General features: G+C 37.0%; 22 protein-coding genes. 14 read left to right on the forward strand and 8 right to left on the reverse strand.

What is annotated here, in order from left to right; all coding sequences use genetic code 11:
- Positions 1-97: 97 nt before the first annotated feature.
- Complete coding sequence (locus K322_RS0100110; protein WP_035330959.1) at positions 98-979, reverse strand: VIT1/CCC1 transporter family protein; 882 nt, start codon at positions 977-979, stop codon at positions 98-100.
- Between the two features lie 173 nt (positions 980-1,152).
- On the opposite strand from K322_RS0100110, the gene glpE reads away from it, so the two are divergent.
- The 8 genes from glpE (at position 1,153) to K322_RS0100150 (ending at position 9,677) form a co-directional block, all read left to right on the forward strand.
- Positions 1,153-1,446, forward strand: a complete 294-nt coding sequence (gene glpE / locus K322_RS0100115) for a thiosulfate sulfurtransferase GlpE (RefSeq protein WP_084158478.1) — start codon at positions 1,153-1,155, stop codon at positions 1,444-1,446.
- Between the two features lie 110 nt (positions 1,447-1,556).
- The gene (locus K322_RS0100120) at positions 1,557-1,985 is read left to right on the forward strand and encodes a MarR family winged helix-turn-helix transcriptional regulator (protein WP_026625021.1); all 429 of its coding nucleotides are present in this window, start codon (positions 1,557-1,559) and stop codon (positions 1,983-1,985) included.
- Positions 1,978-3,294 carry a TolC family protein gene (locus K322_RS0100125; protein WP_026625022.1) on the forward strand — a complete coding sequence of 439 codons (1,317 nt, stop codon included), beginning with the start codon at positions 1,978-1,980 and terminating at the stop codon, positions 3,292-3,294. The genes K322_RS0100120 and K322_RS0100125 overlap by 8 nt, the downstream gene beginning before the upstream one ends.
- 154 nt (positions 3,295-3,448) lie before the next feature.
- Positions 3,449-4,549 carry an HlyD family secretion protein gene (locus K322_RS0100130; RefSeq protein ID WP_051290527.1) on the forward strand — a complete coding sequence of 367 codons (1,101 nt, stop codon included), beginning with the start codon at positions 3,449-3,451 and terminating at the stop codon, positions 4,547-4,549.
- Positions 4,546-6,156, forward strand: coding sequence for an MFS transporter (locus tag K322_RS0100135; RefSeq protein WP_051290528.1), 1,611 nt, complete (start codon positions 4,546-4,548; stop codon positions 6,154-6,156). Before K322_RS0100130 ends, K322_RS0100135 begins: the two co-directional genes overlap by 4 nt.
- 66 nt (positions 6,157-6,222) lie before the next feature.
- A complete protein-coding gene (locus K322_RS0100140; RefSeq protein WP_026625025.1) occupies positions 6,223-7,020 on the forward strand; it encodes a hypothetical protein in 798 nt (265 codons plus the stop codon).
- 292 nt (positions 7,021-7,312) lie between these two features.
- Entirely contained in the window at positions 7,313-8,581 is a 1,269-nt protein-coding gene (locus K322_RS0100145; RefSeq protein ID WP_221406991.1) for an MBOAT family O-acyltransferase, read from the forward strand.
- Positions 8,582-8,585: 4 nt separating this feature from the next.
- The gene (locus K322_RS0100150) at positions 8,586-9,677 is read left to right on the forward strand and encodes an alginate O-acetyltransferase AlgX-related protein (RefSeq protein WP_026625027.1); all 1,092 of its coding nucleotides are present in this window, start codon (positions 8,586-8,588) and stop codon (positions 9,675-9,677) included.
- A 41-nt stretch (positions 9,678-9,718) separates the two neighbouring features.
- Here K322_RS0100150 and K322_RS0100155 read toward each other — a convergent pair whose 3' ends face one another.
- Together K322_RS0100155 and K322_RS0100160 are read right to left on the reverse strand one after the other, a co-directional pair.
- A complete protein-coding gene (locus K322_RS0100155) occupies positions 9,719-10,225 on the reverse strand; it encodes a TlpA family protein disulfide reductase (protein WP_026625028.1) in 507 nt (168 codons plus the stop codon).
- A 278-nt stretch (positions 10,226-10,503) separates the two neighbouring features.
- Entirely contained in the window at positions 10,504-11,157 is a 654-nt protein-coding gene (locus K322_RS0100160) for a carbonic anhydrase (protein ID WP_026625029.1), read from the reverse strand.
- A 256-nt stretch (positions 11,158-11,413) separates the two neighbouring features.
- On the opposite strand from K322_RS0100160, the gene pheT reads away from it, so the two are divergent.
- Positions 11,414-13,873 carry a phenylalanine--tRNA ligase subunit beta gene (gene pheT / locus K322_RS0100165; protein WP_026625030.1) on the forward strand — a complete coding sequence of 820 codons (2,460 nt, stop codon included), beginning with the start codon at positions 11,414-11,416 and terminating at the stop codon, positions 13,871-13,873.
- A 151-nt stretch (positions 13,874-14,024) separates the two neighbouring features.
- Here pheT and K322_RS0100170 read toward each other — a convergent pair whose 3' ends face one another.
- The 4 genes from K322_RS0100170 to K322_RS0100185 all read right to left on the reverse strand — a co-directional run bounded on the left by K322_RS0100170 (position 14,025) and on the right by K322_RS0100185 (position 21,207).
- Positions 14,025-18,266 (reverse strand): acyl-CoA dehydratase activase-related protein, encoded by a 4,242-nt coding sequence (locus K322_RS0100170; protein WP_035330962.1) that lies wholly within the window; start codon positions 18,264-18,266, stop codon positions 14,025-14,027.
- 12 nt (positions 18,267-18,278) lie between these two features.
- Positions 18,279-18,923 (reverse strand): TetR/AcrR family transcriptional regulator, encoded by a 645-nt coding sequence (locus K322_RS0100175; RefSeq protein ID WP_026625032.1) that lies wholly within the window; start codon positions 18,921-18,923, stop codon positions 18,279-18,281.
- Between the two features lie 141 nt (positions 18,924-19,064).
- On the reverse strand, positions 19,065-19,811 hold the full coding sequence (gene kdsB, locus K322_RS0100180) for a 3-deoxy-manno-octulosonate cytidylyltransferase (RefSeq protein ID WP_026625033.1): 747 nt from the start codon (positions 19,809-19,811) through the stop codon (positions 19,065-19,067).
- Positions 19,812-19,815: 4 nt separating this feature from the next.
- Positions 19,816-21,207 carry an NfeD family protein gene (locus tag K322_RS0100185; protein ID WP_026625034.1) on the reverse strand — a complete coding sequence of 464 codons (1,392 nt, stop codon included), beginning with the start codon at positions 21,205-21,207 and terminating at the stop codon, positions 19,816-19,818.
- Between the two features lie 92 nt (positions 21,208-21,299).
- Here K322_RS0100185 and K322_RS18210 point away from each other — a divergent pair, with 92 nt between their 5' ends.
- Positions 21,300-21,740, forward strand: a complete 441-nt coding sequence (locus tag K322_RS18210) for a 2-amino-4-hydroxy-6-hydroxymethyldihydropteridine diphosphokinase (protein ID WP_051290529.1) — start codon at positions 21,300-21,302, stop codon at positions 21,738-21,740.
- A gap of 89 nt (positions 21,741-21,829) precedes the next feature.
- Positions 21,830-22,285 (forward strand): hypothetical protein, encoded by a 456-nt coding sequence (locus K322_RS0100195; protein WP_026625035.1) that lies wholly within the window; start codon positions 21,830-21,832, stop codon positions 22,283-22,285.
- Positions 22,286-22,335: 50 nt separating this feature from the next.
- On the opposite strand, the gene K322_RS0100200 is transcribed toward K322_RS0100195, so the two are convergent.
- Positions 22,336-22,926: a DUF3109 family protein gene (locus K322_RS0100200; RefSeq protein WP_026625036.1), complete on the reverse strand. Its 591-nt coding sequence runs from the start codon at positions 22,924-22,926 to the stop codon at positions 22,336-22,338.
- A gap of 582 nt (positions 22,927-23,508) precedes the next feature.
- Between K322_RS0100200 and K322_RS0100205 the strand changes: the two genes are divergently transcribed.
- From K322_RS0100205 to miaA, 3 genes are all read left to right on the forward strand, one after another.
- Positions 23,509-24,225, forward strand: a complete 717-nt coding sequence (locus K322_RS0100205) for a 2-phosphosulfolactate phosphatase (protein ID WP_026625037.1) — start codon at positions 23,509-23,511, stop codon at positions 24,223-24,225.
- Between the two features lie 259 nt (positions 24,226-24,484).
- Positions 24,485-25,039: an IS1096 element passenger TnpR family protein gene (locus tag K322_RS0100210; protein WP_026625038.1), complete on the forward strand. Its 555-nt coding sequence runs from the start codon at positions 24,485-24,487 to the stop codon at positions 25,037-25,039.
- Positions 25,039-25,941 (forward strand): tRNA (adenosine(37)-N6)-dimethylallyltransferase MiaA, encoded by a 903-nt coding sequence (miaA, locus tag K322_RS0100215; RefSeq protein ID WP_026625039.1) that lies wholly within the window; start codon positions 25,039-25,041, stop codon positions 25,939-25,941. The genes K322_RS0100210 and miaA overlap by 1 nt, the downstream gene beginning before the upstream one ends.
- Positions 25,942-26,081 lie beyond the last annotated feature (140 nt).

The following is a 26,081-nucleotide window of genomic DNA, read 5'->3' on the forward strand; positions in this document are numbered from 1 at the left end:
CCAAAGGTATTTTAATTAAAGAATGTAAACAATCGCAATAAATTATTAAAATAAGTATTCTGGATACCTATTAATATGTACGAAAAGAGCTGTTTTTCTATACTTCGATGTTGAATAAATACTTTACGGCAAGTCCGATAATAAAACTAATGAAAGCTACTCCAAGACTGATGGATACCATTTCGATAAAACGTTTTCTGAACGAGTAACCTTTGGCTATGGCCGTATAGTAGTTGAAAGCTGCAATGATAAGTATCGCTGCTATAAGTGTCAAAGAAAGTGCTATGTATACGTTGCTTAAAATAAGGTAGGGTAGTATAAGTATTATAACGGTTAGTATATATGCGATACCTGTATAAACGGATGCTGTAATTGGTTTTATTTCTCCGCTATTTTCAGTTTTTGTGGATAGATATTCTGATCCCGCCATTGAAAAAGCTGCCGCAATACCTGTAATGATGCCTACAGATGCAATCATCTTTGAGTTTTGCAGACCGAAAGTTAGCCCTGCAAGTACTCCGGTCAGTTCTACTAAAGCATCATTCAGTCCCAGTACTACCGATCCCAGATAGCCTAAAGGCTTGTCTTTTATTAAATCGATCAGTTGTTGCTCGTGATCATCTTCATCAAATTGTATATTCTTTGCTTCCGGTACGATTTGAGAAAGTTTATCGTAATTAAGGGCGGCATTCAGCTCGTTGCGTTCCATCAGTTTTATGCCGAATGTTAATCCCAGATAGCGTACTATATTTGAGTAGAGCCATATTTTTAGCTTGTTAGGCTTTACTATTTCATGTGTGTACGACTGCCAGATAGCTGCATGTCCTCTCTCTTGTGCTGCTATTTTCTGTATCACAGCTTTGTTGTGCTCATCTTTGATAAAAGATGCTATGCTTTCGTATATATGGGCTTCAGTAATTTCGCTGCGCTGTTCGGCGAGTAATATTTTTTTTAATTCGGGACTTATGTTGTTATTCATTGCGACAATTTTTATTTCAATTATGTGTTGTTTAAATTTTCTCTTAATAAACAAATCAAGACAAATGGTTGTTTTATGTTTTTTAATAATTAGTGACAGAAAATATTTAATGATGTATTTTCTCATACTTACTAAATCAATAAAAAGGTCTGGAACCTCAAATAATAATTAAGATGTTTAAAAGGATTAACGAACAACAAGCCAGAGAAAAGTTAAGTATTTCGGGAGCCGTTTTATTAGATATACGAGATGCCGACAGTTATAACGCAGGACATCTCCAGGATGCGATTCATCTGACAAATGAAAATGTGCAGAATATTATTACGGAAACAGATAAACAGCTGCCTGTATTAGTGATGTGCTATCATGGGAACAGTAGCCAGAGTGTAGCTGCATACCTTAGCCAGCAGGGATTTACTGATGTATATAGCATAGATGGTGGATATGAAGGCTGGTCGGGTGAGTAATAGCTGTAGACTTTAATTGTTTTTTTATAAAACCTAAAAAAGATATTGGTTGAATGTTCAACTAATATCTTTTTTTTTGTAATTTTGTCCTCTGAAAAAATTAGGTTATTATGATAATGCAGGATTTTGTATATACATTGCTTATGGTGCAATCGACCTACAGGCAGGCTATATATAAAGAAATTAGGGAATGCGGAATTGATGTATCGTTTGAAATGCTGCATATTCTCAGGAGGCTATATATGCAAGACCGTATAAACCAGCAAGAACTCGCGGCATTGGTATATAAGGATAAATCGAACCTTTCTTATCTTCTGAATAATATGGAAAAACGCAATCTTATAAAGCGTATTTCGGATGAAGGTGATAAAAGGAACAAACTAGTGGTATTGACTGATGAGGGAAAGGCTAAGAGCGAATTAATACAAAAGATCGTGGATTCGGTATATGTCAAAATAGAAAAGAATATAGATGTATCCAGAATGGAAAGGTGTGTAAATTATTTGAGAGAATTAAATGGCTTAATCGGTAATGAATAAAAGTGTATTAGGAGCTATTATCGTATTTTTTTTATTGATACCAGGAACAACAGCTTATACCCAAACAACTTATAAACTAACTGTATCCGAACTTTTTGATAAAGGTTTGGAGTATAGTTTGACAATCAAGTCGTCGGAACTGAAAATCAGAATGGCAGAAGACCGGGTTTCTCTGGCGAGGAATAAACTGCTGCCGGATATTCAGGTAAGCGGTCAGTTTGGCTATGTCGGACCTTCTTCGATATTGAACCGCGATTTGTCTTTTCTCAAACATACAGATGCTCCCGATTGGAAACAAAACTATCAATTGGCTGCTGTTCAGCCATTGTATCAGGGCGGGCGTATTAGAGGAAATATAGAAAAATCGGAACTGGATCAGGAAATCGCACAACTGAGTCTCGAAAAGGATAAATCGGGACTTAAGCTTTGGCTGATGGGTAAATTTCTGGATTTGTATAATTTTTACAAACAAAGAGCCAGCTATGAGCTCAACATCCAAGAGGCTCAAAGACGATTGCAGGATATCCGAAAGATGAGGGAAGAGGGAATGATCACAACTAACGATGTTCTTCGCTCCGAAATACAATTATCGAATTACGAATTGTCGTTAAAAGAGACTAATAACAACATTATACTAGTATCTCAGCAGTTGTCCATTGTTATGGGAATGAATGAAGATTTGATCTTCGAACCCGATCTGATCTTTTCAAAAACGGAGGAGAATCTGCAAGGAATAGAGGATTACATCCAATCTGCATATGAAAAATATCCGGATATGAGGATAAGCAAGACGAGTCTTGATCTGGCCCGAAATAATCTGAAAATAACTAAAGCCGATTTTTTACCTGCTTTGTCTTTACAGTTCGGCAATACTTTTCAGCGTCCTATACCAAATACTTCACCGGTGCAGGATTTATATCTGAATTCGTGGGGATTGACATTAAACCTGTCTTACAAAGTTTCGGCATTGTTTGACCGGAAGCATTCATTGTCATCAGCTAAAACCCAAATCAATCTGCAGGAAATGGCTGAGGAGCAACAGCGACAGAATATACGGACAGGAGTGAAAGCCGCTTATTTGAAACATCAGGAAGCTCTTGATAAAGTAAAGGTGCTGGAGCATTCACTGAATCAAGCGAATGAGAATTACCGTATTGTAAATAAGAAATATTTCAATCAGCTGGCTATTTTAACTGACCTTCTGGATGCAAATACAGTCCAATTGAGCGCAGAACTGCAATTGGAAGCTGCCCGTACAAATGTAATTTATACTTATTACCAACTGCTTAATATTAGTGGTAATCTGTAAGGGTTGTTTGATATAGATTTATCTATAGGTATAAAAGTTAAAATAGGGGAAGAAGGTAACCGATAAAAAAAGTGTTTTTAGTGTGTACTTTGTAACCTTTTTTGTTTAATTGACTGAATTGCATAGTTTATAAAATTTATTTGTAACGTCATATATGGATATAGAAAAATCTGAAATAGAGGAAAAATTACAACAACAACGCATTTATAAAAAGTTACAGAGCAAAAAGAAACGAAATCTGTTACTAAATATAATAACTATTGTGCTGGCTTTGGCAGGTATTGTTTGGGCATGTAATATATTTCTGCGTTATTACGAGTATGAGATAACAAACGATGCCACAGTCGAACAATATGTCTCGCCCGTAAACAGCAAGGTGCAGGGATATATCAAAAAAATAAATTTTACAGACCATCAGTATGTACATAAAGGAGATACATTACTGGTGATTGATGATCGTGAATTTCAAATTAAATTGCTTGATGCTGAGGCTGCGATGAAAGACGCTGAAGCATCAGCCGAAATATTATCATCTACAATTAATACAGCTGCGGCAAATGTTGCTGTTTCTCTGGCGAACATAGAAGAAGCAAAAGCCCGTTTGTGGAAATCGGAGCAGGACTATAACAGATATAAAAACCTGCTGGCCGCCGATGCTGTGTCTCAACAGCAATTCGATCAGATGAAGACCGAATATGAGGCTATGAAAGCCCATTACAATTCATTGTCGAAACAACAGGAGTCTGTCAGATCCGTATCATCAGAAACTCAGAAAAAACGAAATAGTACAGAGGCGGCGATAGCCCGGCGAAAATCCGATTTGGCTATGGCTGAGCTCAATCTTTCGTATACGGTTATTACTGCTCCTTACTCGGGATATGTAGGGAGGAGAGCTTTGGATGAAGGTCAGTTGATACAGGCCGGACAGACTATAACCAATCTGGTGAAAGGCGAAGATAAATGGATTATTGCTAATTACAGGGAAAAGCAGATTGAGAATATATACATCGGTCAGATGGTAAATATCAAGGTTGATGCAATTAAGGGTAAGGTATTTAAAGGAAAAGTAACGGCAATATCGGAAGCTACCGGATCTAAATACTCATTATTACCGACAGATAATTCTGCCGGCAACTTCGTGAAGATACAACAGCGTATTCCTGTACGTATCGATTTTGTTGATGCAAGCAAAGAGGACATGTCTAAACTAAGAGCGGGTATGATGGTTGAAACAGAAGCTATATTAAGAGAATGAGCCAGCAGGCAAACATAGCGGCTGCTCCCCAACACTTCAGAGAATGGGTTCCTACATGGCTCAAAGCTGTGGTAGCCCTTTTTATCTTGTTCCCTGTTATGCTCATAAATGGCGCATATACAGGTAGTAGTGTCGATATCTCCAGCTTTCTGGGAGTATTGTCCGAAGATATTAACATGGCTTACTTTGCGGCATCGGCAGGTATGGCTATATCGTATCCCATAGTACCTATTTTGAGACCTGTGGCTACCACCAAAACAATTATACTGATTGTACTATTTGCCCAATTGGGGCTAAGTTTTATCTGCGCTACAACTACATATGTAGAGGTATTGATTGTCTGCAGCTTTTTTATTGGGTATTTCAAAGGGTTTTCTCTTATAGAGATCATTTCTATTCTGATGCCCACTGTGACACCCAGTGGTACACGTAATGAATTTTATTCTAAATTTTATCCCATATCTCTTATTATAGGACAGTTATCTCTGGTATTGACCGCCGAGTTTGCATACAATTATCAATGGCAGCATATGTACTATTTTATGATTGTTTTGTTGCTTATTGCTATGCTTCTGGTAGTGGTGTTTATGGCTTTCGGCAGACGACTTATCCGCATACCTTATAAAGAGATTGATTGGTATAGTTTCTTTCAGGCATCGTGTGTAATGATGGCTATAATTTATGTCTGTACTTATGGGAAAACTAACGATTGGTTTGCCTCACGGAATATTATAATTGCAACGATAAGTATTCCTGTTTTAGGATGGATGTTTATCCGCCGTCAGCTAATGTCTGATAAACGCCCTTTTGTGGATATGAGTGTTTTGAAGAACCGGAACTCGGCTGTGATGTACTTGTTTTCGTTCTTCATGATGTTTATGGCTTCGTTTACCACATTGTCGTCGGCATACGTTACATCTGTCTTGCGTTTGGATGCGACTAAAGCTAATGAGCTGTATTTGTATATGATTCCGGGTATTGTGATCGGTGGTTTTGCGTGCTACTACCTCTATCGCAGAGCTATACGCATGGCTTGGCTGTTGTTTATCGGATTCTCCTGTTTTACACTTGCTATTGCTCTCCTGTACTTTAATGTACAGCCAGAAGGAACATACGAAGATTTATATTTGCCTATGTTTCTTAAGGGTATCGGAATTGTGATATTGTATGTTGCCATAGGTGTATACGCAATTCAGGGGCTTGAGCCAAAGCAGTTGATATATAATGCTTTTTTCATTATCTGTTCCAGATCAGCTTTAGCTCCAGCGGTAGCTTTAGGTATAATGACAAATTGGTTATATCGGTTGCAGCAACAAAATCTATCTGTGCTGTCTGAGTCTGTAGATGCTTTGAATCCTTATGCTTCGAGCTTATACACTCAAAGTTATTCAAGTTATATAGCCAAAGGTTTGAGCATAGAGGAAGCAAAACAGATGGCTCTAAATACTTTGTACGGAAAAGTACAGATACAGGCGACTACCGTCAGTATAAAAGAAATATTAGGATATATGCTTATCATCGGGATTGTTATATTGGTTGGCATATTGTTATACTTCTTCAAATACAGAGCTGTGAGATTAGTGAAAGTTGGACAGGATTTGAGTTGAACAAATTAATATATTTTTTGTTTAATTAGGGAAACAACATATTCCGGTTTCTTAAAAACAAATAAAATGAAAAAAATATTACTTTCAACATTAATCCTTGCATCAACATTTTCGTTATTTGCGCAGACTGAGCCTGCATATAAAAAGGGAAAATTCTTCGCTTTCTGGGGATGGAACAGGAGTCATTATACAAACTCTACCATTCATTTTACCGGAGATGATTATGATTTTAAATTATACAGAGCCGTTGCACATGATAAGCTGAGTCCTGTTAGTTATCATAATTATTTGCAGCTGGATCGTATAACTATACCTCAGACCAATTTCCGTATAGGTTATTTCTTTAAAGACAATATGGCGATCAGCATCGGTGTAGACCACATGAAATACGTAATGGATCAGGATCAAACAGTAAAGGTCTCGGGAACCGTTCCTAAAGAATTTCAGGATAGAGTTCAGGATGGACAGATAAAACTTACTGACGATTTCCTTACATTCGAACATACTGACGGTCTGAACTATATCAATGCCGAGTTTGAATATTATCATAATTTCTACAAGAATGGAATATTAAAAATAAACGGATTAGTTGGAGGTGGTGCTGGCTTTTTACTACCCAAATCCAATGTTAAACTGTTTGATCAGGAACGTCATGATAAGTTTCATCTGGCCGGTTTTGGTTTGAACGGTAAAGTTGGTGCTGATGTATTGTTGTGGGATTTGTTTTTCCTGCGTTGCGAAGGTAAAGAAGGTTATATCAATATGCCAAGTATCCGCACAACCTATGATAAGAGCGATAAAGCATCTCAGCATTTCTGGTTTGCCGAAATCGATTTTCTATTTGGTTTTGCATGGCATTTTTAAGATAAAATACTTTGAAATTAAGCATAGGAGGAAGCTTTCTGCGGAAGATTTCCTCTTTTCTTTTATCTATATAGTGAAAAAGATCATATTTATACTTATTTTTGCCTCGCAAAAATATTAGGGATCAAACGATTATATATACATGTTATTTAGTAGCATATTCTTTCTGGGTTTCTTTTTACCAATATCGATACTCTCATATTTGTCAACTCCCCGGAAATACAGAAATATAACACTTCTTTTTCTGAGTTTGTTGTTTTACGCATGGGGAGAACCGAAAATGGTCTTTGTTATGCTCTTTGTAGTTATAACAAACTATTTTTCGGGTATACTTATAGCCAAAGATTATCGAAAGATTGGAATGTGTATATCGATACTAACGAGTATGGGTACTTTGGCTGTTTTTAAATATACAAATTTTGCTTATGATTCTTTTACAACTCTAATAACCGAGTTAGGCATAAGCTATAGTTGGATGTCTATTCCTCGAATAGCTTTACCGGTAGGGATCAGTTTCTATACATTCCAGACATTATCTTATAATATAGACATCTATCGGAATAATATTAAGCCATGTTATAATCTGATTGATTTTGCGACGTATGTCAGTTTCTTTCCTCAATTGGTTGCTGGACCCATTGTCCGATTTACAGATGTCAGGGAGCAGCTCGGTTCGAGAGGAACTAATCTCGATAACTTCGCATCGGGTATAGAGCGGTTTATATTAGGGCTTGCCAAAAAGGTAATCATCGCCAATAACTGTGCTTATATAGCAGACCTTATATTCGATTTACATCCTAAGTATGTGTCGGTAGGAAGTGCTTGGCTTGGGATAACTTTTTATACTTTACAGATATATTTCGACTTTTCGGGATATTCCGATATGGCAATCGGGCTTGCTCGTATATTTGGTTTTCGTTTTCAGGAGAACTTTAATTATCCGTATATATCCAATTCGATAAAAGAGTTCTGGAGACGCTGGCATATTTCATTGTCATCCTGGTTCAGAGATTATCTTTATATTTCGCTCGGAGGAAACCGAAAAGGTAAATATAGAACTTACATTAATCTTTCGATTGTTTTTATCGTAACGGGCCTTTGGCATGGTGCCAGTTGGAATTTCATTATATGGGGTATTTGGCATGGGCTTTTTATTGTATTGGAGCGTATGGGGGGAGATAAGATTTTGGAAAAGACTCCAAAACCGATACAGCATATTTATACATTGTTGGTAGTTATGATAGGGTGGGTGTTCTTCCGATCGGCTAATTTGGAAATGTCTCTCTTGTTCATTCAAAATCTTTTCGGAGGATTATCTACTGATCAAGTTGTGTTTCATATGGCAGATTATCTTACAGTTCACCATATTATAATTTTATCATTTGCTTTGTTGTTTTGCTCTCCGGTTTTTCCTGCTTTCAGAAATAGATTATCCGCATATATGGTGGAGCATACTTATATTGAATATATATATTATGTGTGTCTGCTGTTGTTATTGATTTTCCTCATAGCGGCTGAAACAATAACGACATTTACTCCATTTATTTATTTTAGATTCTAAAATTATGAAACCGAAATATCTGTTTGTCATATTATTTGTGATAATTATCTCAATACCGACATTATTCCTCCCATTTTATGAGTCTTCTACAGCCTCGGAAAATAGAGCGAAAGATAAATTTCCGGGGTGGTACACGCTGTATACATATCCGGTTTTGTTTATACGGAAAGTTGATGCTTTCTACAAATCTAACTTTGCATTGAGGAATCATTTGTATAACTTTTATAAATACCTTAAATGGGATATCTTAGGAGAGAACCCTTTTCCGAATGAGGTGGTTGTAGGTAAAGATGGCTGGTTGTTTCCCGGTAACAAGTCTTATCATAATTATGACCAATCCTTGGGAGTCGTTTCCGATATAGAAGAACGTATGGATAGTACATGCAGCAAAATGCTGGCAATGAAAATTTTCTGTGATTCCCTTGGTATTGATTTTTATTTGGCTATAGGTCCGGATAAGGCGTCTGTGTATCCCGAGATGCTACCGATAAAGCCTCTAACGGTAGGGAAAACAAAAGATGTTGTCAAACGGAAACTGAAGGGATTTCATGTTAATGTCATAGATATGAGTGATTATATATTGGAACAGAAAGATGGACAGAAGCTTTATTTTTATAAAACCGATACTCATTGGAATCATCTGGGAGCATATTTGGGTACTCAAAGGTTGTTAGATGAAATAAGGAAGAAATACGATGTGGGAGCTATTGACCTGAATGATTATCAAGTAAAAGATACAGCCGTGTTTACTATGGACTTATCTCGCCAGATAGATGTTCTGATGAAAGAATCTTATTCCGTATTTAAGAAACAAAAGGATGACTATACAAAAACGATAAGGTCTATGAACTACGATGGCTGGGATGTCCCCTTAGAGGAAACGATAAATGTAAAAAGAGAAAGTAAATGTGTGGTATTCAGGGATTCCTACTTTCAAAATATGTATGATTATTTTTGCAATAATGTAGGTCATGCCGTTATCGGTGTTCAGCGGTTTGACAGGAATCTTATATTAAAAGTTCGTCCGGATTTTGTTGTATTCGAGTTAGTGGAGCGTCGTTTATTGGATTTTGATCCAAATGAATTTTATCTATAAAAAGAAAACCAGACTCTCGAAAGAGCCTGGTTTTTTCATACTTACATGGTTTCTTTTTTCAAAATTTCATTCAATTTAGCAGGTGTGAGATTCATTGCCATGATGACTCCTTTTTCGTCAATCAGGTAATTTTTAAAACCTCTTCCCAGTTGATACTTTTGATAAAGCTCCGAACCGCTACCTTTTGTTTCCTGAAACTGGTATGTCTTATCGATTCCATCCATACTTAATGTCTTTTCGAAGATCGCCTTGTTTTTATCAAAAGCCACGGAAATCATAACCAGTGGACTCTTGTCTTTTTTTAACGAGTTCCATAAAAGAACATTTTTCATGTGTGAGTCGGCATCATATGCCGCCCAAAAGCTTACCAATACTTTTACTCCCCTTAAATACTTAAGATCAAGTTTATTGCCCTCGTTATCACTTATTTTTAACTCGGGCATTAGGTTTCCTGGATATATACCTTCTGAAACCTTCGAAGTTCTTGTTGTGTAGGACGAAGTGATCAACACTATCCCAACGAGCAAGAAGCACTTCAAATACTTCATAAAATAATATTTAGGTTACTACTAAAGCTATATCCACAGAATCTCTCCATAGATTATAACTTCTCCGATTCTCGGAAAAAACAGTCCTACTCTAAGGATCTGCTATGCTTATTATTTTAGCGGCACAAATATACACTACTTTTTTCTGATTTCAAACCTAAGAGCATAACTATACTTTACATGTTAAAGAACAAATTCTTTGCTGAAAAGGTTTTGACACAGATATAGATTTTTTCTAATAGTGTGTTTTTAACAATCAAAGTAAGACGAAAATAGGATTATTCAGCGTTGCCCGTGATATCATAAATCTCTTTAATCTTATCCAGTTCTCTATCCAAATCGAAATATAAATCATGAAGACGTGCATCTTTGATGTCGAATACCCATCCTGCAACTTTCGGATAGCCTTTTTCGTAATAGGATTTTTGTACTTCTCCCATTTTTATGATATTGCGGCATTGCTCATATGTATTAAGCTCTACTAGGCGTCGGTGTCTGGCTTCTGTATCATCAATAACATCCAGCTCTTTTTTATGTAGGTGATAAACATCCCGTATACTTCGCAGCCATGGGTTAAGTATTCCGTAGTCTGATTTTTTCATAGCAGCTTGTATGCCTCCGCATCCATAATGTCCACAAACGATAATGTATTTTACTTTAAGATATTCTACTCCGTAATTAATAACGGAAAGCACATTCAAGTCGGTCGATATTACCATGTTTGCAATATTACGGTGAATAAATACCTCCCCGGGTTTAAGGCCCATAACCTGATTGGGGTGTACCCTGCTGTCAGAACATCCGATATAGAGAAAATCGGGGTGTTGATCGGCTGCTAATAGTTTGAATAAACCGGGGTTATCGACTTTATTTTTTTCGATCCATTTGTTATTCGCTTCGAAGATTCGGTCATATTTTTCTTGATCAGACATATATACGTTTTTAGTTGGGTGATAAAGATACTATTAATTGCTTTTTATTATTTATAGTTTTTGCGGTTTTCTGTTGGTTTCTCTAATCGTTTAATGATATTGATTGTAAACAGAGCATCACATTCTACCTATAACAATAAGGCTTTTGGGTTTTTTATTACGTGATAAATTTTGTAATTTTGACAGGCTTAAAATGAATAAAGAAAAATAATATATAAACAGCCGGATTTAAACGGCTTAGAAAGAATTTTGGAATATGAATATTTCATACAACTGGTTAAAAGATTTTGTTGATTTCGACTTAACACCCGAAGAGGTTTCGGATGCTTTAACTTCTATTGGTCTGGAAACGGGAGGTATAGACGAAGTTCAAACAGTAAAGGGCGGACTTGAAGGTTTGGTGATCGGAGAGGTGTTGACATGTGTTGATCACCCCAATTCGGATCATTTACATATAACAACCGTAAATGTAGGACAAGAAGCTCCACTTCAGATTGTTTGTGGTGCAGCTAATGTAGCTGCCGGGCAAAAGGTTGTTGTTGCTTTGGTTGGTACGGTTTTATATTCAGGAGAAGAGTCATTTACGATTAAGAAGTCTAAAATCAGGGGAGAGGAGTCGTTCGGTATGATCTGTGCTGAGGATGAAATCGGATTAGGAACTAGTCATGATGGTATTATTGTACTACCTGCTGATGCAGTTGTAGGTACACTAGCCAAAGATTATTATAATATAAAAAGCGATTACGTTCTCGAAGTTGACATCACTCCAAACAGGGTTGATGCAGCATCTCATTTCGGTGTGGCACGCGACTTGGCAGCTTATCTGAAACAGAACGGAAAAGGAGCCGAATTGAAACGTCCTTCTGTTGATGGATTCAAAACTGATAATTCGAAGAAAGGCATCACTTTAAAAGTTGAGAATACAGAAGCTTGCCCTCGTTACGCAGGAGTAAGTATAACAGGTGTAAAAGTTACTGAGAGTCCCGATTGGCTGAAAGAGCGTTTGTCTATCATAGGATTGCGTCCTATAAATAATATTGTGGATGTGACTAATTATGTATTGCACGAACTGGGGCATCCGCTTCATGCTTTCGACAGCAAATACATTACAGGGGGAACTGTATATGTGAAAACTCTTACAGAAGGAACAAAATTTACCACATTGGATGAAGTTGAGCGAACTTTGAGTGAAAGAGACCTGATGATATGCAATGACAAAGAAGGTATGTGTATCGGCGGAGTTTTCGGCGGATTAAAATCAGGAGTAACAGATTCTACTGCTGATGTTTTTCTCGAATGTGCATATTTCGATCCTACATGGGTACGTAAGACAGCTCGTCGTCATGGTCTGAATACCGACTCATCGTTCCGCTTTGAGCGAGGATGTGACCCTAACGATACATTATATGTGCTGAAGCACGCTGCATTACTCATTCAGGAAGTTGCTGGAGGTACTATCATAGGAGATATTCAGGATGTTTATCCGACAGTGATAGAAAATCCTGTTGTAGAATTGACTTATGCAAAAGTAAATTCATTGATAGGTAAAGAGCTATCAAAAGAAACCGTTAAATCAATATTAGCAAGTCTCGAAATTGAAATAAAGAGCGAAAGTACAGATGGTTTAACTCTAAGTATTCCTACATACAGAGTAGATGTGACTCGCGAAGTAGATGTTATCGAAGATATTCTTCGTATATATGGTTACAATAATATTGAGATAGGAGAGTCGTTGAAGTCTAACCTATCGTATCAAACACCGACTGACCGTAGTTATGATTTGCAAAATCTGATTTCTGAACAATTGACAGGAGCAGGTTTTATGGAGATACTCAACAACTCTCTTACTAAAGAAGCATATTATACAGGTCTTAATACTTATCCCGATTCGGCTTGCGTACATCTATTAAACCCTTTGAGTGCCGATCTGAATGTGATGCGTCAATCATTGCTGTTCGGAGGTTTGGAAAGTATAGCTTATAACCGTAACCGCAAAAACAATGATCTGAAATTCTACGAATTCGGAAACTGTTATTATTTTGATACCGAGAAAAAAGATGCAGAAAAACCTCTAAACGAATATTCCGAAGAATTTCATTTGGGAATATGGCTTTGCGGAGATTCTGTTAATAATAGCTGGGTTGCACCTACCGAAAAATCTTCGGTGTATCAGCTTAAGGCTTATATAGAGAATGTTTTGCTTCGTCTGGGAATACCTGCCGACAAATACGAATACGAACCAGTTTCGAATGATATATACAGTTCTGCGTTGATTATTAAAACCCGTAACCGAGTTTTAGGAACATTGGGTATTGTGGCTAAAAAACTGCTGAAACAAACAGATGTGAATACCGAGGTTTTCTTTGCAGAACTTAACTGGGATGCTATGATGAAAGAGATCAAAAAGCATAAAGTTACATTTGCCGAAATATCTAAATATCCTGTTGTAAAACGAGACTTAGCTTTGCTATTGGATAAAGCTGTTCTGTTTGATCAGATTGAACGTATTGCTAGGAAATCTGAAAAGAAACTATTAAAAGAGGTCGGTCTGTTTGATGTCTACGAAGGAAAGAACCTGCCGGAGGGTAAAAAGTCTTATGCTGTGAACTTTGTATTGCAGGATGATGAAAAGACATTAACAGATAAGCAAATAGATGCCATCATGCAGAAAATACAGAAGTCGCTGGAGCAGGAGCTTGGTGCTTCTTTAAGGTAAGATATAAGATCTCATTTGCAGATATTAAATAAGGTTATCCATTAATGGATAACCTTATTGCTTATTTAACAATTTGTTAAAACAGATGAGGTCTTAGACCCTTTTATGATTATTTCTGTAACGTTAATAGGTTTGTTAGCCATTTAATGGCTTACGATATCATAAAGTGCAGACGGTTTTGCAGATTTACTTCGGCGATGCCACCGTCTATATCTAGATAGAGGATATTCATATCGGGGTACAACGTCTTCATTCGTTTTTCGACACCTTTCGCAACAATATGGTTGGCTATACATCCGAATGGTTGAATACATACAACTTTATTGACCCCCTTACGGGCATAGTGTGCAACTTCTCCGGCAATAAGCCAACCTTCGCCAAACTGATTTGACAGACTTAAAACCTCAGATGCAGCTTCGGCTTTCGCAAAGATCGATTCAGATGGTTCGTAGAATCGGAAATTGCTCATGATCTTTTCATATTTCTTGATTTTCATATTGATAAGCTGCCAGATCACAGGTTTCAATGCTTTTTCGAAGATTGTTTCTTCTTTCAAACCGTTCTTTACGTCTTCCTTGCTATTCACAAAGAATTGTAGCAGGAAGTCTAGTAAGGGTGGGCATGAAACCTCGACTTCTTTCGACCTCAGCCATTCTGTAATATTGGCTTGAGCATAATTATTGTATTTGAGGAATATCTCACCTATTAAACCTACTTTAGTATATTGTTTATCGTGTATCAATACATTATTGAAATCGGCGACAGCTTCTTTCAAGAGTCGGCGTAAAGTTTTAGGTGAATTCGCTCGTACGGCATCTATACCTCTTTCTATATAGAAATCGAAGACCGATTGTGAATCTCCTTTTTTCTTTTCTCTTACGGATATAGCACTATGCATCTGTTGCAAAGCATCCGAATAGAGAACCGTATCAACGGCTATCTTAGCCAACTTCTTCCAATCAATATTAAATTGGCTTTCTTCGTTCTGATATGAATCGCCAGATGATAGAGCTATTACAGGAATGTCTCGAAAGCCGGCATTGATAAGTCCGCTCTTTATCTGAGCCAAATAATTAGTCGCACGGCATTGTCCTCCCGTTTGAGTTATAGCCAATACAATATCTTGTACATCATATGCGCCCGATTGCAGAGTATTTATGATGTCGCCAAGTATAAGAGTCGAGGGATAACAAACTTCATTGTTCCCATACATCAACCCCAGATCGGCAGACATTTTATTTGATTTTGGGAGATTCTCTATTTTATAACCAACTAATTCGCCCAAAGCCGGTGCGAACGGTGATAAGAAATCAGTAAACCAAGGTATCAGTATTGTCTTTTTACGATCGTTAGCCGTATAAGGTATGCGATATCCTTTGTAATCTTCGGTGTGGGTCTTTCTTTCTTTTGTATTGATGGTTTTGAGTGATTCGACCAATGAACGTAATCTCAGCCTGATAGATCCGGGACTGGCTATTTCGTCAATACGGAGTATTGTGAGATTTTTACCTGCCTGTTTCAATATATCCTGTACCTCGTCCATAAGAAATGAATCGGGACCACAACCAAATGAGTTTAGCTGTATCAATTGAATATTGTGGGGAAGCTTAGCGACTTCCATTGCTGCTTGTACTACACGATTTGGAAATGCCCATTGAGAAACGATATTTAATTTACCGAATCCATGACTTTCTTCTTTGCGAAACACATCGTCAGTAAAAACAAGAGCTCCCAGATCGGATAATATTTGTCCTACTTTCTGGTGGATCAAAGGATCCGCATGGTACGGACGCCCCGCAACAACGAAGGCGGTGAGATTATTATCTATTGCATCTTGAAGTAACGCTTTTTGCTGTTCCCTCAATTGTATTTTTGTATCTGTTTTTACCTGCATAGCTTTCGCAAAGGCATGTTCGAATGTGCTTTTGCTTATACCCAGCAAAGTTAGGTATTCGTAGCAGCCTTTTTTCAAAGCATTGTCATTGCTAAAAGTGATAACAGGCTTATCGAATGGTATTCCGTATTTTTCTTCGGGTTCAACCGAACTTCTTATTACTTCCGGATAACCGCTCACTACCGGACAATTAAATGAATTGGACGAACTACCAAATTCTTTTTCTTCCTTTGGTATGATAGGATAAAATATACGATCCACTTTCTGTTCTATCAAAGACAGTATATGTCCGTGTACCAGTTTTGCCGGGAAACAGATGTTATCGGACATAACACCTCCTACACCTTTTTGGTATAACGGGAATGTAGACTCGGGAGAAAGTCTCACATTAAAACCCGATTCGGATAATAGAGTATGCCAGAAAGGATAATTGTCGAACATATTCAATACACGGGGAATACCTATCGTTTTTCCCTGACGTATATTATCGGGATTTACCTTTTGATCGAAAAGTGTATCATTTTTGATATCAAATCCGTTAAATCCTCCTTTTTGAGCTGTATTTTTATTATAGAATATCTTTTCGCATTTATTTCCGGCATAACATATATTGCCGTTTTCGAATTTGAATCTCAATACCGAGCAGTTGTTTGTACATCCTTTACACTGTAATTCCTTACTATTGATCAAGTCCGGATTCGGTAATAACGAAAGATTATTGAAATAGGTCTTGCTTTGTTCTTTTTTCCATAAACTTTGAGCATACAAAGCTGCACCTAAAGCACCCATTAGTTCAGGATGATCTGTAGAACCGACCGATTTGCCTGATAGTAATTCCAATGCACGGTATACTGCATCGTTGCGGAATGTACCTCCCTGAACAACAATGTGGTTACCGAGTTGTTTCAGGTTTGAAATCTTCAAAACTTTATACAAACAGTTTTTCACAACAGAATATGCCAGACCGGCAGCAATATCATCCATTCCTGCATTTTCACGCAAAGACTGTTTTACTTTCGAATTCATGAATACTGTGCATCGCGATCCTAAGTCGGATGGATACTGAGCAATACATGCCGATTCGGAAAACTCTGTCAAAGACATATTCATTGTAGATGCGAAATTCTGTAAAAATGAACCGCATCCAGCAGAACAAGCCTCATTCAATTCGATATTTGATATGACACCGTTTTCTGTAAATATCGATTTGATATCCTGTCCACCAATATCGAGGATAAAAGACACTTGCGGATCGACATATTGTGCGCCAGACAGGTGAGCCATTGTTTCCACTATGCCATAATCAAGCCCTAAAGCCGATTTGATAAGGTCTTCGCCGTAACCGGTTGCTGCAGAAGAAATAAATCGGTACGTGATGTTATTATCCTCTGCTTGTTTTCTGAATTTAGCTAGTCCCTCTACAACTTTCTTCAAAGGATTACCTTCATTACCTCCATAGAAAGTATATAATATATTGGCTTCGGCATCCATTATTACAATCTTTGTAGTTGTAGATCCCGAATCTATACCAAGAAAACATTCGATCTTGTCATTATTCTTGAGTTTTCTGAATTTCAGAGGTTTTATTTTTCTGTTCAGCTTCCATGTCCGATACTCGTTTTCATCTTTAAACAGAGCAGGTAAGGAATCTTTTTGTGTACTTATATTGTTCTCTGATTTAGCCAGAAGAGTATTTAAGTCGTGATATATAGTTTGCTTGCTCTCGAAGAGGGCTGCACCCCATGCAGGAAAGTATTCCCCATTTTCGGGAACAGTGAGATCTTCTTCCGAGATTTTCAATACCGAACGAAAAGCATTTCTAAGGGCTGGAAGAAACGTTAGAGGCCCTCCGATACACAGTATCTTAGGTGTAATGTCGCAGCCTCTGGCCAAAGTGGTTACACTTTGCAATGCTACAGCATGAAGTATTGAACCGGATATATCGGAAACAGGAATATTTCGACTTATCAGATTTTGTACATCTGTTTTTGCAAATACTCCGCAACGTGAAGCGATAGGGTAGGTCTTTTCACAAAGAAGAGCCTTTTTTCCTAATTCTTCGGTCGAAATATTCATCAGATTTGCCATTTGGTCTATAAATGCGCCTGTACCGCCTGCACAACTCCCATTCATCCGGATGTCAGGATGCTTGCCCTGTTTGAAAAATACCATTTTAGCATCTTCTCCTCCTAAGTCTATAAGCGTATGTGTTTCCGGATACACTTTATTTACTACTTCAACTGCGGCAACTACTTCCTGAACAAATTCGATTCCTATACGTTCGCCGATACCCATTCCTGCCGAACCTGTAATGTTTATACAGAATTCCGTTTCAGGATAGAGAGACACAACCTTCAGAAGTTCTTCTTCGAAAGATTGCTGTATATTAGCCTGATGTCTTCTGTAAGCTTTATAAATAATCTGAAACAGAGAGTCTATAATGACTATCTTGATAGTGGTTGATCCTACGTCAACACCCATTTTATATTGATGTTTCATAATTCTTAAGGATTAGAAAGTGTTGTCAGCATTGCTTGAATTGGGTCTCAGAGAATTAATCACGAATTCGATAACATATTTTTCGTGATTTTCAATGAGATTGTCATACATATTCCGAGGTATCTCAAGTAGAGTTGTAGCCATGTTCCCAAATATAAAAGGGAACATACATAACGACAGTATATTCAATAGAAAGTCGGCAGCAGGAGTTTCCCTGATTGTTCCTTTTCTGACTTCTTCCTGTATTCGTCCTTCTATTTTACTGAATGAACTGTAGGGATTCTTGTTTTTTATCCGTTGGGTCAGCCCTTCGGGGTTAAGGCTGACTTCATTCAGAATGAAAGCTGCTATCTGAGGGTATTCGAATAACAATTCGTAGTAGGTGTGTATCCATGTTTCGATAAGTTCGAAAAAAGGCATATCCGAATGGATGGTGTCGAATATTCGTTTTGCAAGAATATCCAGAGCATCTTCAAAAATAATCTCGAAAAGATTATACTTCGATTGGAAGTAATAGTTTACCATAGCGACATTAGTCTCCGAAGCTTTTGCTATATCTCTGACACTCGTGCCTTTATAGCCATTTTTTATAAATAAATACTGAGCTTCCCTGAGTATTCGTTTCTTAACGATGTGTGAATCTTCTGTGTTAAACATTTGTTCTAAACGGTTGTTTAACGCAAACATAGTCAAGAAAAATGAATTAAACAAGTGTTTAATGTCATAAAAAAAGAAAAACGCAGTGTGATTAATTGATTATCATGCTGCGTTTTGTGTATATTTATTCTTGATTTATACTTAAATGTTAAGCAGTTTTAAAGCCTTTTCCATATCATCGGGAGTATCTATTCCTATTGTCTCAACATTGGTGTATCCAACCTTAATCTTGTATCCATTTTCGATCCATCTCAATTGTTCGAGCGACTCGGCGAGTTCCAACGAAGACTGTGGTAATTCTGTTATTTTATTCAGAATATCTACACGGTATGCGTACATTCCTATGTGTTTGTAGAATGTATGTTTGTCGAGCCATTCGGTATGGTGTACATCCCTGATGTAGGGAATTATGGAACGGCTGAAATAAATAGCTTCGTTATTGTTGTTGATTACGACCTTGGGCGAATTGTTATTAAATAATGCTTCAAAGCCATCTTCTTTTTTGAAAGGCTTTACTAATGTTGCCAATTCAATATTCGGGGTGTCAAAACAGTCTTTAATAGCATTTATCTGTTCGGGTTGGATAAATGGCTCATCTCCCTGAATATTGATAATGACATCAAAGTCTTTGTTTATTTTCTGATATGCTTCTTTGCACCTATCTGTACCGCTTTTGTGACTGGCTGAGGTCATGACAGCATTTCCACCGAATGCTTCTACGGCTTCAAGTATACGAGTGTCATCGGTAGCAACCCAAACTTCATCCAATGCAAGTTTAACTTGTTCGTATACTCTTTGTATCATTGGTTTTCCGGCCATATCCGCAAGGGGTTTACCAGGGAAGCGGCTCGAACTGTATCGTGCCGGGATAATTCCTATAAATTTCATTTTTTTATGCTTGTTCTTTAATTTCTACAACGTATAATTGGGAATTCTCGTATTTTATCACCTTTACCGTTTTGCCCTGTTCTATAAAACCTCTGTTAGCTACAGCATCATAATAATTGCCGTTAAGAATCACTTTTCCAGAAGGTCTTAACACTGTTGCGGCAATAGCTATTTGTCCGATAAATTGTTTCTGCTCCTCTGGTACAGAAATAAAACCTTCCTGATCACTTGTCAGTGCAATGTTTCTGAACATACTGCCTTCTTTCCCAATTCTGCTGATCAGAGAAATAATCATAATAAAGGACATGAATATTCCGACAATAACCGTAATCAATGATTTTAATGCCTGATCGGACGAAACTCCTTCAAAATCAAGATCAACATTACCAATAAGGGCCAAAAATAGTCCTGCAGCAGTGAGTATAATACCACTGATTCCGGCAACACCAAATCCCGGAATAACAAATATTTCGAAAGCTATAAGGATCAACCCGACTACGAATAGTATAATCTCCCAGTTTTGGGCATAGCCATCCATGTATAAAGGTGTGAAATAGAGTAGGGCGGCAGTTATTGCAACGGCAATGGGCAAGCCCACTCCGGGTGTTTTCAACTCAATATATATGCCTCCTATTATGATCATGATAAGGATGCTCTGTACAATACCATTGGTAAGGAAATCTTTGATGTAATCAAAAACAGATGGATTGTATGCTTTTAGTTCGTAATCTTGGATGCCTAAGTATTTTACAGCTATTTCTGATATATTTTCGGCGATGCCATCACAGTAGCCTACGGATAGAGCTTCTTCGGCGGTCATAGTTAATACTTTGGTTGTGTCTGGCAGAATTGCCACTTTTACTCTTTCGTCAACCATAGCTTCGGCTATTGCCGGATCTCTTTTCCATTTGGTTATAGTCACTCCGTTTTCTGTAACAGTATCTTTGCCATGGCTTTCGGCAGTAGAGCGTATTAAGGCTCTCATGTAGGATTGGTATTTATCAGGTGCTTTTTCACCTGTTCCATCCACGACTGTAGCTGCGCCGATATTCGCACTTCTGCGCATGAATATTTTATCGCAAGCAATGGATATTAATGCCCCCGCGGATGCCGCATTGTTGTTGATAAATACATATACCGGAATTTTACTGTTGAGGATAGCTGTCCGCATCGAATCGGCTTCCGTAACATATCCTCCGTATGTGTTCATATCAAGAACAATATAATCGGCCTTTTCTTTTTCTGCCAGATATAATCCGTTTTGCAGGTGATGCCAGGTTGTAGAACCTATTTCCTGCTTGATATTGATTTTGTATATGATAGGTGTTTTATTTTGTGCCGTAAGCTGAATAATTCCAAGTAAAAGTATAGCTAGAGTGAAGGCAATTCTTTTCATAAACGAACCATTTGATTATATAAACAAATATAATTCAAAATATCCAATACTGTGTCTTTTCGTCAAAAATGAGTGTATATTTGTAGTCGGTTATGAAAACTTATCTGGTTAGTTTAGGTTCTAATGAAAATCGGACTGAAAATATGGTTAGGTGCAGGCAATTGCTCGAATTATGTTTTCAGAGTATCGATTACTCCGATATGTTGGAAACAGAACCTGTGGGTGAAGGGTTTAAGGGGTTATTTTATAATCAATTGGCTGTGGTGTATTCGGATTTCGAATTGAAAGATATCAAGCATAGTCTTAAAGAAATAGAGAAGCAATTGGGGAGGACTCCAATGGATAAATCAAAAGGCATTGTAATTATTGATCTGGATGTTCTGGCTGTGGATGAAAAGATTGTCAAGTCTGTAGATTTTACCCGTCCTTATATATCTTGTTTATTGTCTACTTTGCGAGTGTCACAGCATTTATCTTTTTATGAAGAGTATGTAAATGCTTGTGTTGGTGTTAAAAAAAATATATATTTGTGATCTTGGGGCTATCTGTTTTTTTTTTGAAGATGCAATAATAACAGGTAGTAATTTAGTTATTATTTTAAAAAATCAAGCACTAACGAATTATGAAAAAAACAACAATCATTTATTTGCTATTAATTCTTCCTATGCTTACTATCTCTTCTTGTTCGGATGACGATAAAGATTCTCAAACAGAAATTGTTACAGCAGAGTTTATCCTGAATGGAGGAGCAGTCTGGAAATCCCCTAAAACTGATGAAGTGATAAAGATTATCAGGTCTAAAGCAGAATTAGATGCTCTGATAGAACGTACAGATGCAACTGTAGAAATCAATTATCCCGATTTTACCAAATATTCGATATTGCTGGCAAGTGGTTTCACTTCCTATGGGGTCAGTAAAGTTGAGACTAGATTCATTAAATATAGCGATACAAAATATACATTGTTTGTGGATGTTTATACCAATCTAACCACAGTGGCCGAAGGGTACAGGATAGCAGCACTTATACCTGTATTAAATAGTAATGTAGAGGTAGATAAAAAAGCTGTTATTCACTAAAATATAATCCTAAATAAAAATGGATGAAGTATTTTCTTCATCCTTTTCTTTTATATTTTACCGTCTTCTTTCATCTTTTTATACTCGTCTACGGCAATGCAGAGTTCATTATACCATGCTTCACCGAATTTTCTGATTAGTGGGGTTTTTAAGAATTGGTATATTTTCAAACCCTCTTTATTACCTAGAGCAACAGCAGCTTTGCATACACTCCATCTGTGATAATTGACCGCTGTAAAGTCCCGGTATTTTTGGAGGCGGATAGGATATAGATGACACGAAATCGGCTTGTAAAAATCTGTCTTACCTTCTTTATGCGCTTTTTCTATGGCACATTTACATATGCCTTTTTCGTCGTAGTAAGTAAAAACGCAGTCTTTACCATTAACAATTGAGGTAACCATTTCTCCATCTGTATCTTTGTATGCAACCCCTGTTTTTTGTATTACCTTCTGAGCTTCGGGAGACAGGTCGTCCCAGACAAGAGGTAATATTTCTTCGAGAACTGCCACTTCTTCTTTTTCGAGGGGAGCTCCTGATTCTCCTTCTACGCAACATTCTCCCATGCAGGCGGAAAGGTCACACAAGAAATTTTCTTCTATAATGTCTAACGCTACTATAGCATCGTCTATTTGTATCATTCTGAATAATAAAATGTTTTATAGGTCTAAGACCTTAGTTGATCGTCGCTGTATTTCAGCCTGTTATTGATAATCGGACTACAAAGATAGTGAAACAGAAAGAAATGCAGAAGTTTTATCTATAAGTAAATAAGGCAAACGTATCAAATTCACATATTGTGTTTCTAGTACTCGTAGGGGCAAATAATTATTTGCCCGAAATGAAATAAATCTGCGGGCGAAAGATTTTTCGTCTCTACAGTATGCCCAAACAATGAATATATTTCAAGGTGTTTGCTCTAATAAGTAAAATAATGTTGTAATATGCTAATGAGAAAATGTGCTAATAAAATAAGATTACTGATGGAAACGAACATAAAGCATGTAACCTTTGTTACCTTTTCTTGTTAAATTTTGAATTATATGCATAATAAAAAGTGACACTATATAGAAAGGTAGCTAATACCCCGAAGTGAATATTAAGTAACTTTTGTTACCTTTTTGAAAATCAATGATGAAAAATGAATTGCTTCCGGTTGATAATTGTTTATTGATCTAATTGGCTTAATTTATTAATTTTGTAGTATTGAAATAAAGAAATATATGAAAATAGATGTTTGTTTTTCTCCTGTATTGTATCCGTATTATAAGGATAGCGGAGATACTATCGTTGTAGTGGTGGATATTTTCAGAGCAACAACCAGTATGTGTATGGCTCTTAATAATGGGGCAAGCAGTATTATGCCGGTTGCGACTGTGGAAGAAGCCAAGGCATATAAAGATAAAGGCTATCTGGTTGGAGGAGAGCGCAACGTTGTGAAGTTTGAATTTGGTGATTTTGGTAATACTCCGTCTGAATACACAAGAGAAAAGGTTGAAGGCAGAGACGTAGTTATTTCTACAACAAACGGAACTCATGCCATTGATATGGCCGAAGATTGTTCGTGCCTTATTATCGGTTCTTTCTCGAATTTGTCGAAGGTTGCTGCATATTGTATCGAGCAGAAAAAAGATGTTTTGGTATTATGTGCAGGCTGGAAAGATAAATTTAATCTCGAAGATTCTTTATTTGGCGGCGCATTAGTAGAAGCTTTGGTTGAGAAAGGAGGTTATAATGCCCGTTTCGATGCGGCGGGTGTTGCCCTTTCTATGTGGAGGGATGCAAAACCGGATGTTATGAAATACATTGCGAACGGTGAACATATGAAAAGGCTCGAAGATCATGGTTTAGTTGATGTAGCCCGTTTCTGTGTTACAATAGATACAGTGAATGTATTGCCTGTTTATAATAAACATACTAAAAAGATAACAGTAATATAAGGTCTCAGACCCTTTTATTGCTTAGGATTGTTAGAAGTCCGGAACTTATAATGATTCGGATGCGAGATCATTAAATACTTTATCTCACTAAATAAGTTTAGTAAGATTTTATTTGAAGGAAATTTTATAACTTTGGCTAACCAAAATAAGGTCTCTGATCTTTTTTGTTAACTAAATAACAGAAACATTGATAAGTAGTTATCTCTTAAGAGTATTGCCCAAAATACTTTTATTATTTAATATAATTGATTGAAAATATATGGTATTCAGATTTTTAATGTTGTCAGACGAAGTTGAGGACTTCAAGAGAGAGATTCAGATTGATGCTGATGCAACATTCTTCGATCTCCATAAGGCTATTTTAGCTTCAACTGGATTTCAGGATGGAGAAATGACTTCGTTTTTCCTTTGTGATGATAATTGGGAAAAGGAACAGGAAATAACTTTAACCGAAATGGATACCAGTTCGGAAGAAGATTCATATATTATGTCGGAATCTGTTTTGAATGATTTTCTAGAGGATGAGAAACAGCGTCTGATGTATGTGTTTGATTACATGACGGAACGTGCCTTCTTTATCGAACTTCGTGAGATTATAACCGGACAAGATCTGAATGAGGCCGTTTGCTCAAAATCTCAGGGAAATCCTCCTGCTCAATTCATCGATTTTAATGATTTCGAATTGAAATCAACCAGCATTGATACCGGCGAAAATTTTTATGGTGACGAAGGGTATGATCTGGATGAGCTTGATGCTGAGGGGTTTGATGGATTAGATGATGCATTGCCTTTACCGGACGACGAGAAGTTTTGATGAATAAACTTGTTGTTCTACTCGGACCTACCGGAGTTGGTAAAACCGAATTAAGCGTGAGTTTAGCAGAACATTGGGGATGTCCCATTATTTCGGCAGACTCACGTCAATTGTATAAGGGGTTGACAATCGGAACGGCGGCGCCCACTTCCGATTTATTAGCCAGAGTTCCTCATTATATGGTGGGGACTTTGGGTGTTGAAGATTATTATAGTGCCAGTGAATTTGAGTCGGAAGCTTTATCTCTGATTGGTGAATTGCACAAAACACATCCACAGGTTATAGCTACAGGTGGCTCGATGATGTATATTGATGCCCTCTGTAAAGGAATTGACGATGTTCCTACCATTGACGAATCTCTTCGTAAAGAGGTATATGAACTCTTTGAGAAGGAAGGCTTAGAGCCTATAAAAGCGCAACTGAAACTACTTGATCCGATCTTTTATGATCAGGTAGACCTTAAAAATCATAAAAGGGTTATCCACGCACTCGAAGTATGCCTTATGACAGGTAAACCTTACTCTTCGTTCAGAACAAACACCCCTAAAAAACGTCCATTTGAAATAATAAAGATTGGGTTAATGAGAAATAGAGAAGAACTCTATGAAAGGATTAATCTCAGGGTAGATCAAATGATGAAAGACGGGTTGTTGGATGAAGCTCGAAAATTTTATCTATACAGAAACCTGAATTCATTGAATACAGTCGGATATAAAGAATTATTTAAATATTTGGATGGGGAATGGAATTTAGAATTTGCCATTGAGAAAATTAAACAAAACTCCCGTATTTATTCCAGAAAACAAATGACATGGTTTAAACGGGATAATAGTATAAATTGGATAAACTTGTCAGAGAACTCACCATCGGACGTTTTTGAAAAGGTTCTGTCATTTATTTAATATTCTATCAGCTTGTTTAGTTGTAGTATAATGTAGTAGATTGGTGGTGTTTTTATATTGTTGGTTTTTAAATCCTTATTGAATGTTTTTAGTGTTGAAGATAGAATCGTTTTTTAGTGAAAAATGATATTCTATTTAGA

Source organism: Indolivaga capnocytophagoides DSM 22835, from assembly GCF_000426485.1.
Lineage (GTDB): Bacteria > Bacteroidota > Bacteroidia > Bacteroidales > Dysgonomonadaceae > Dysgonomonas_A > Dysgonomonas_A capnocytophagoides.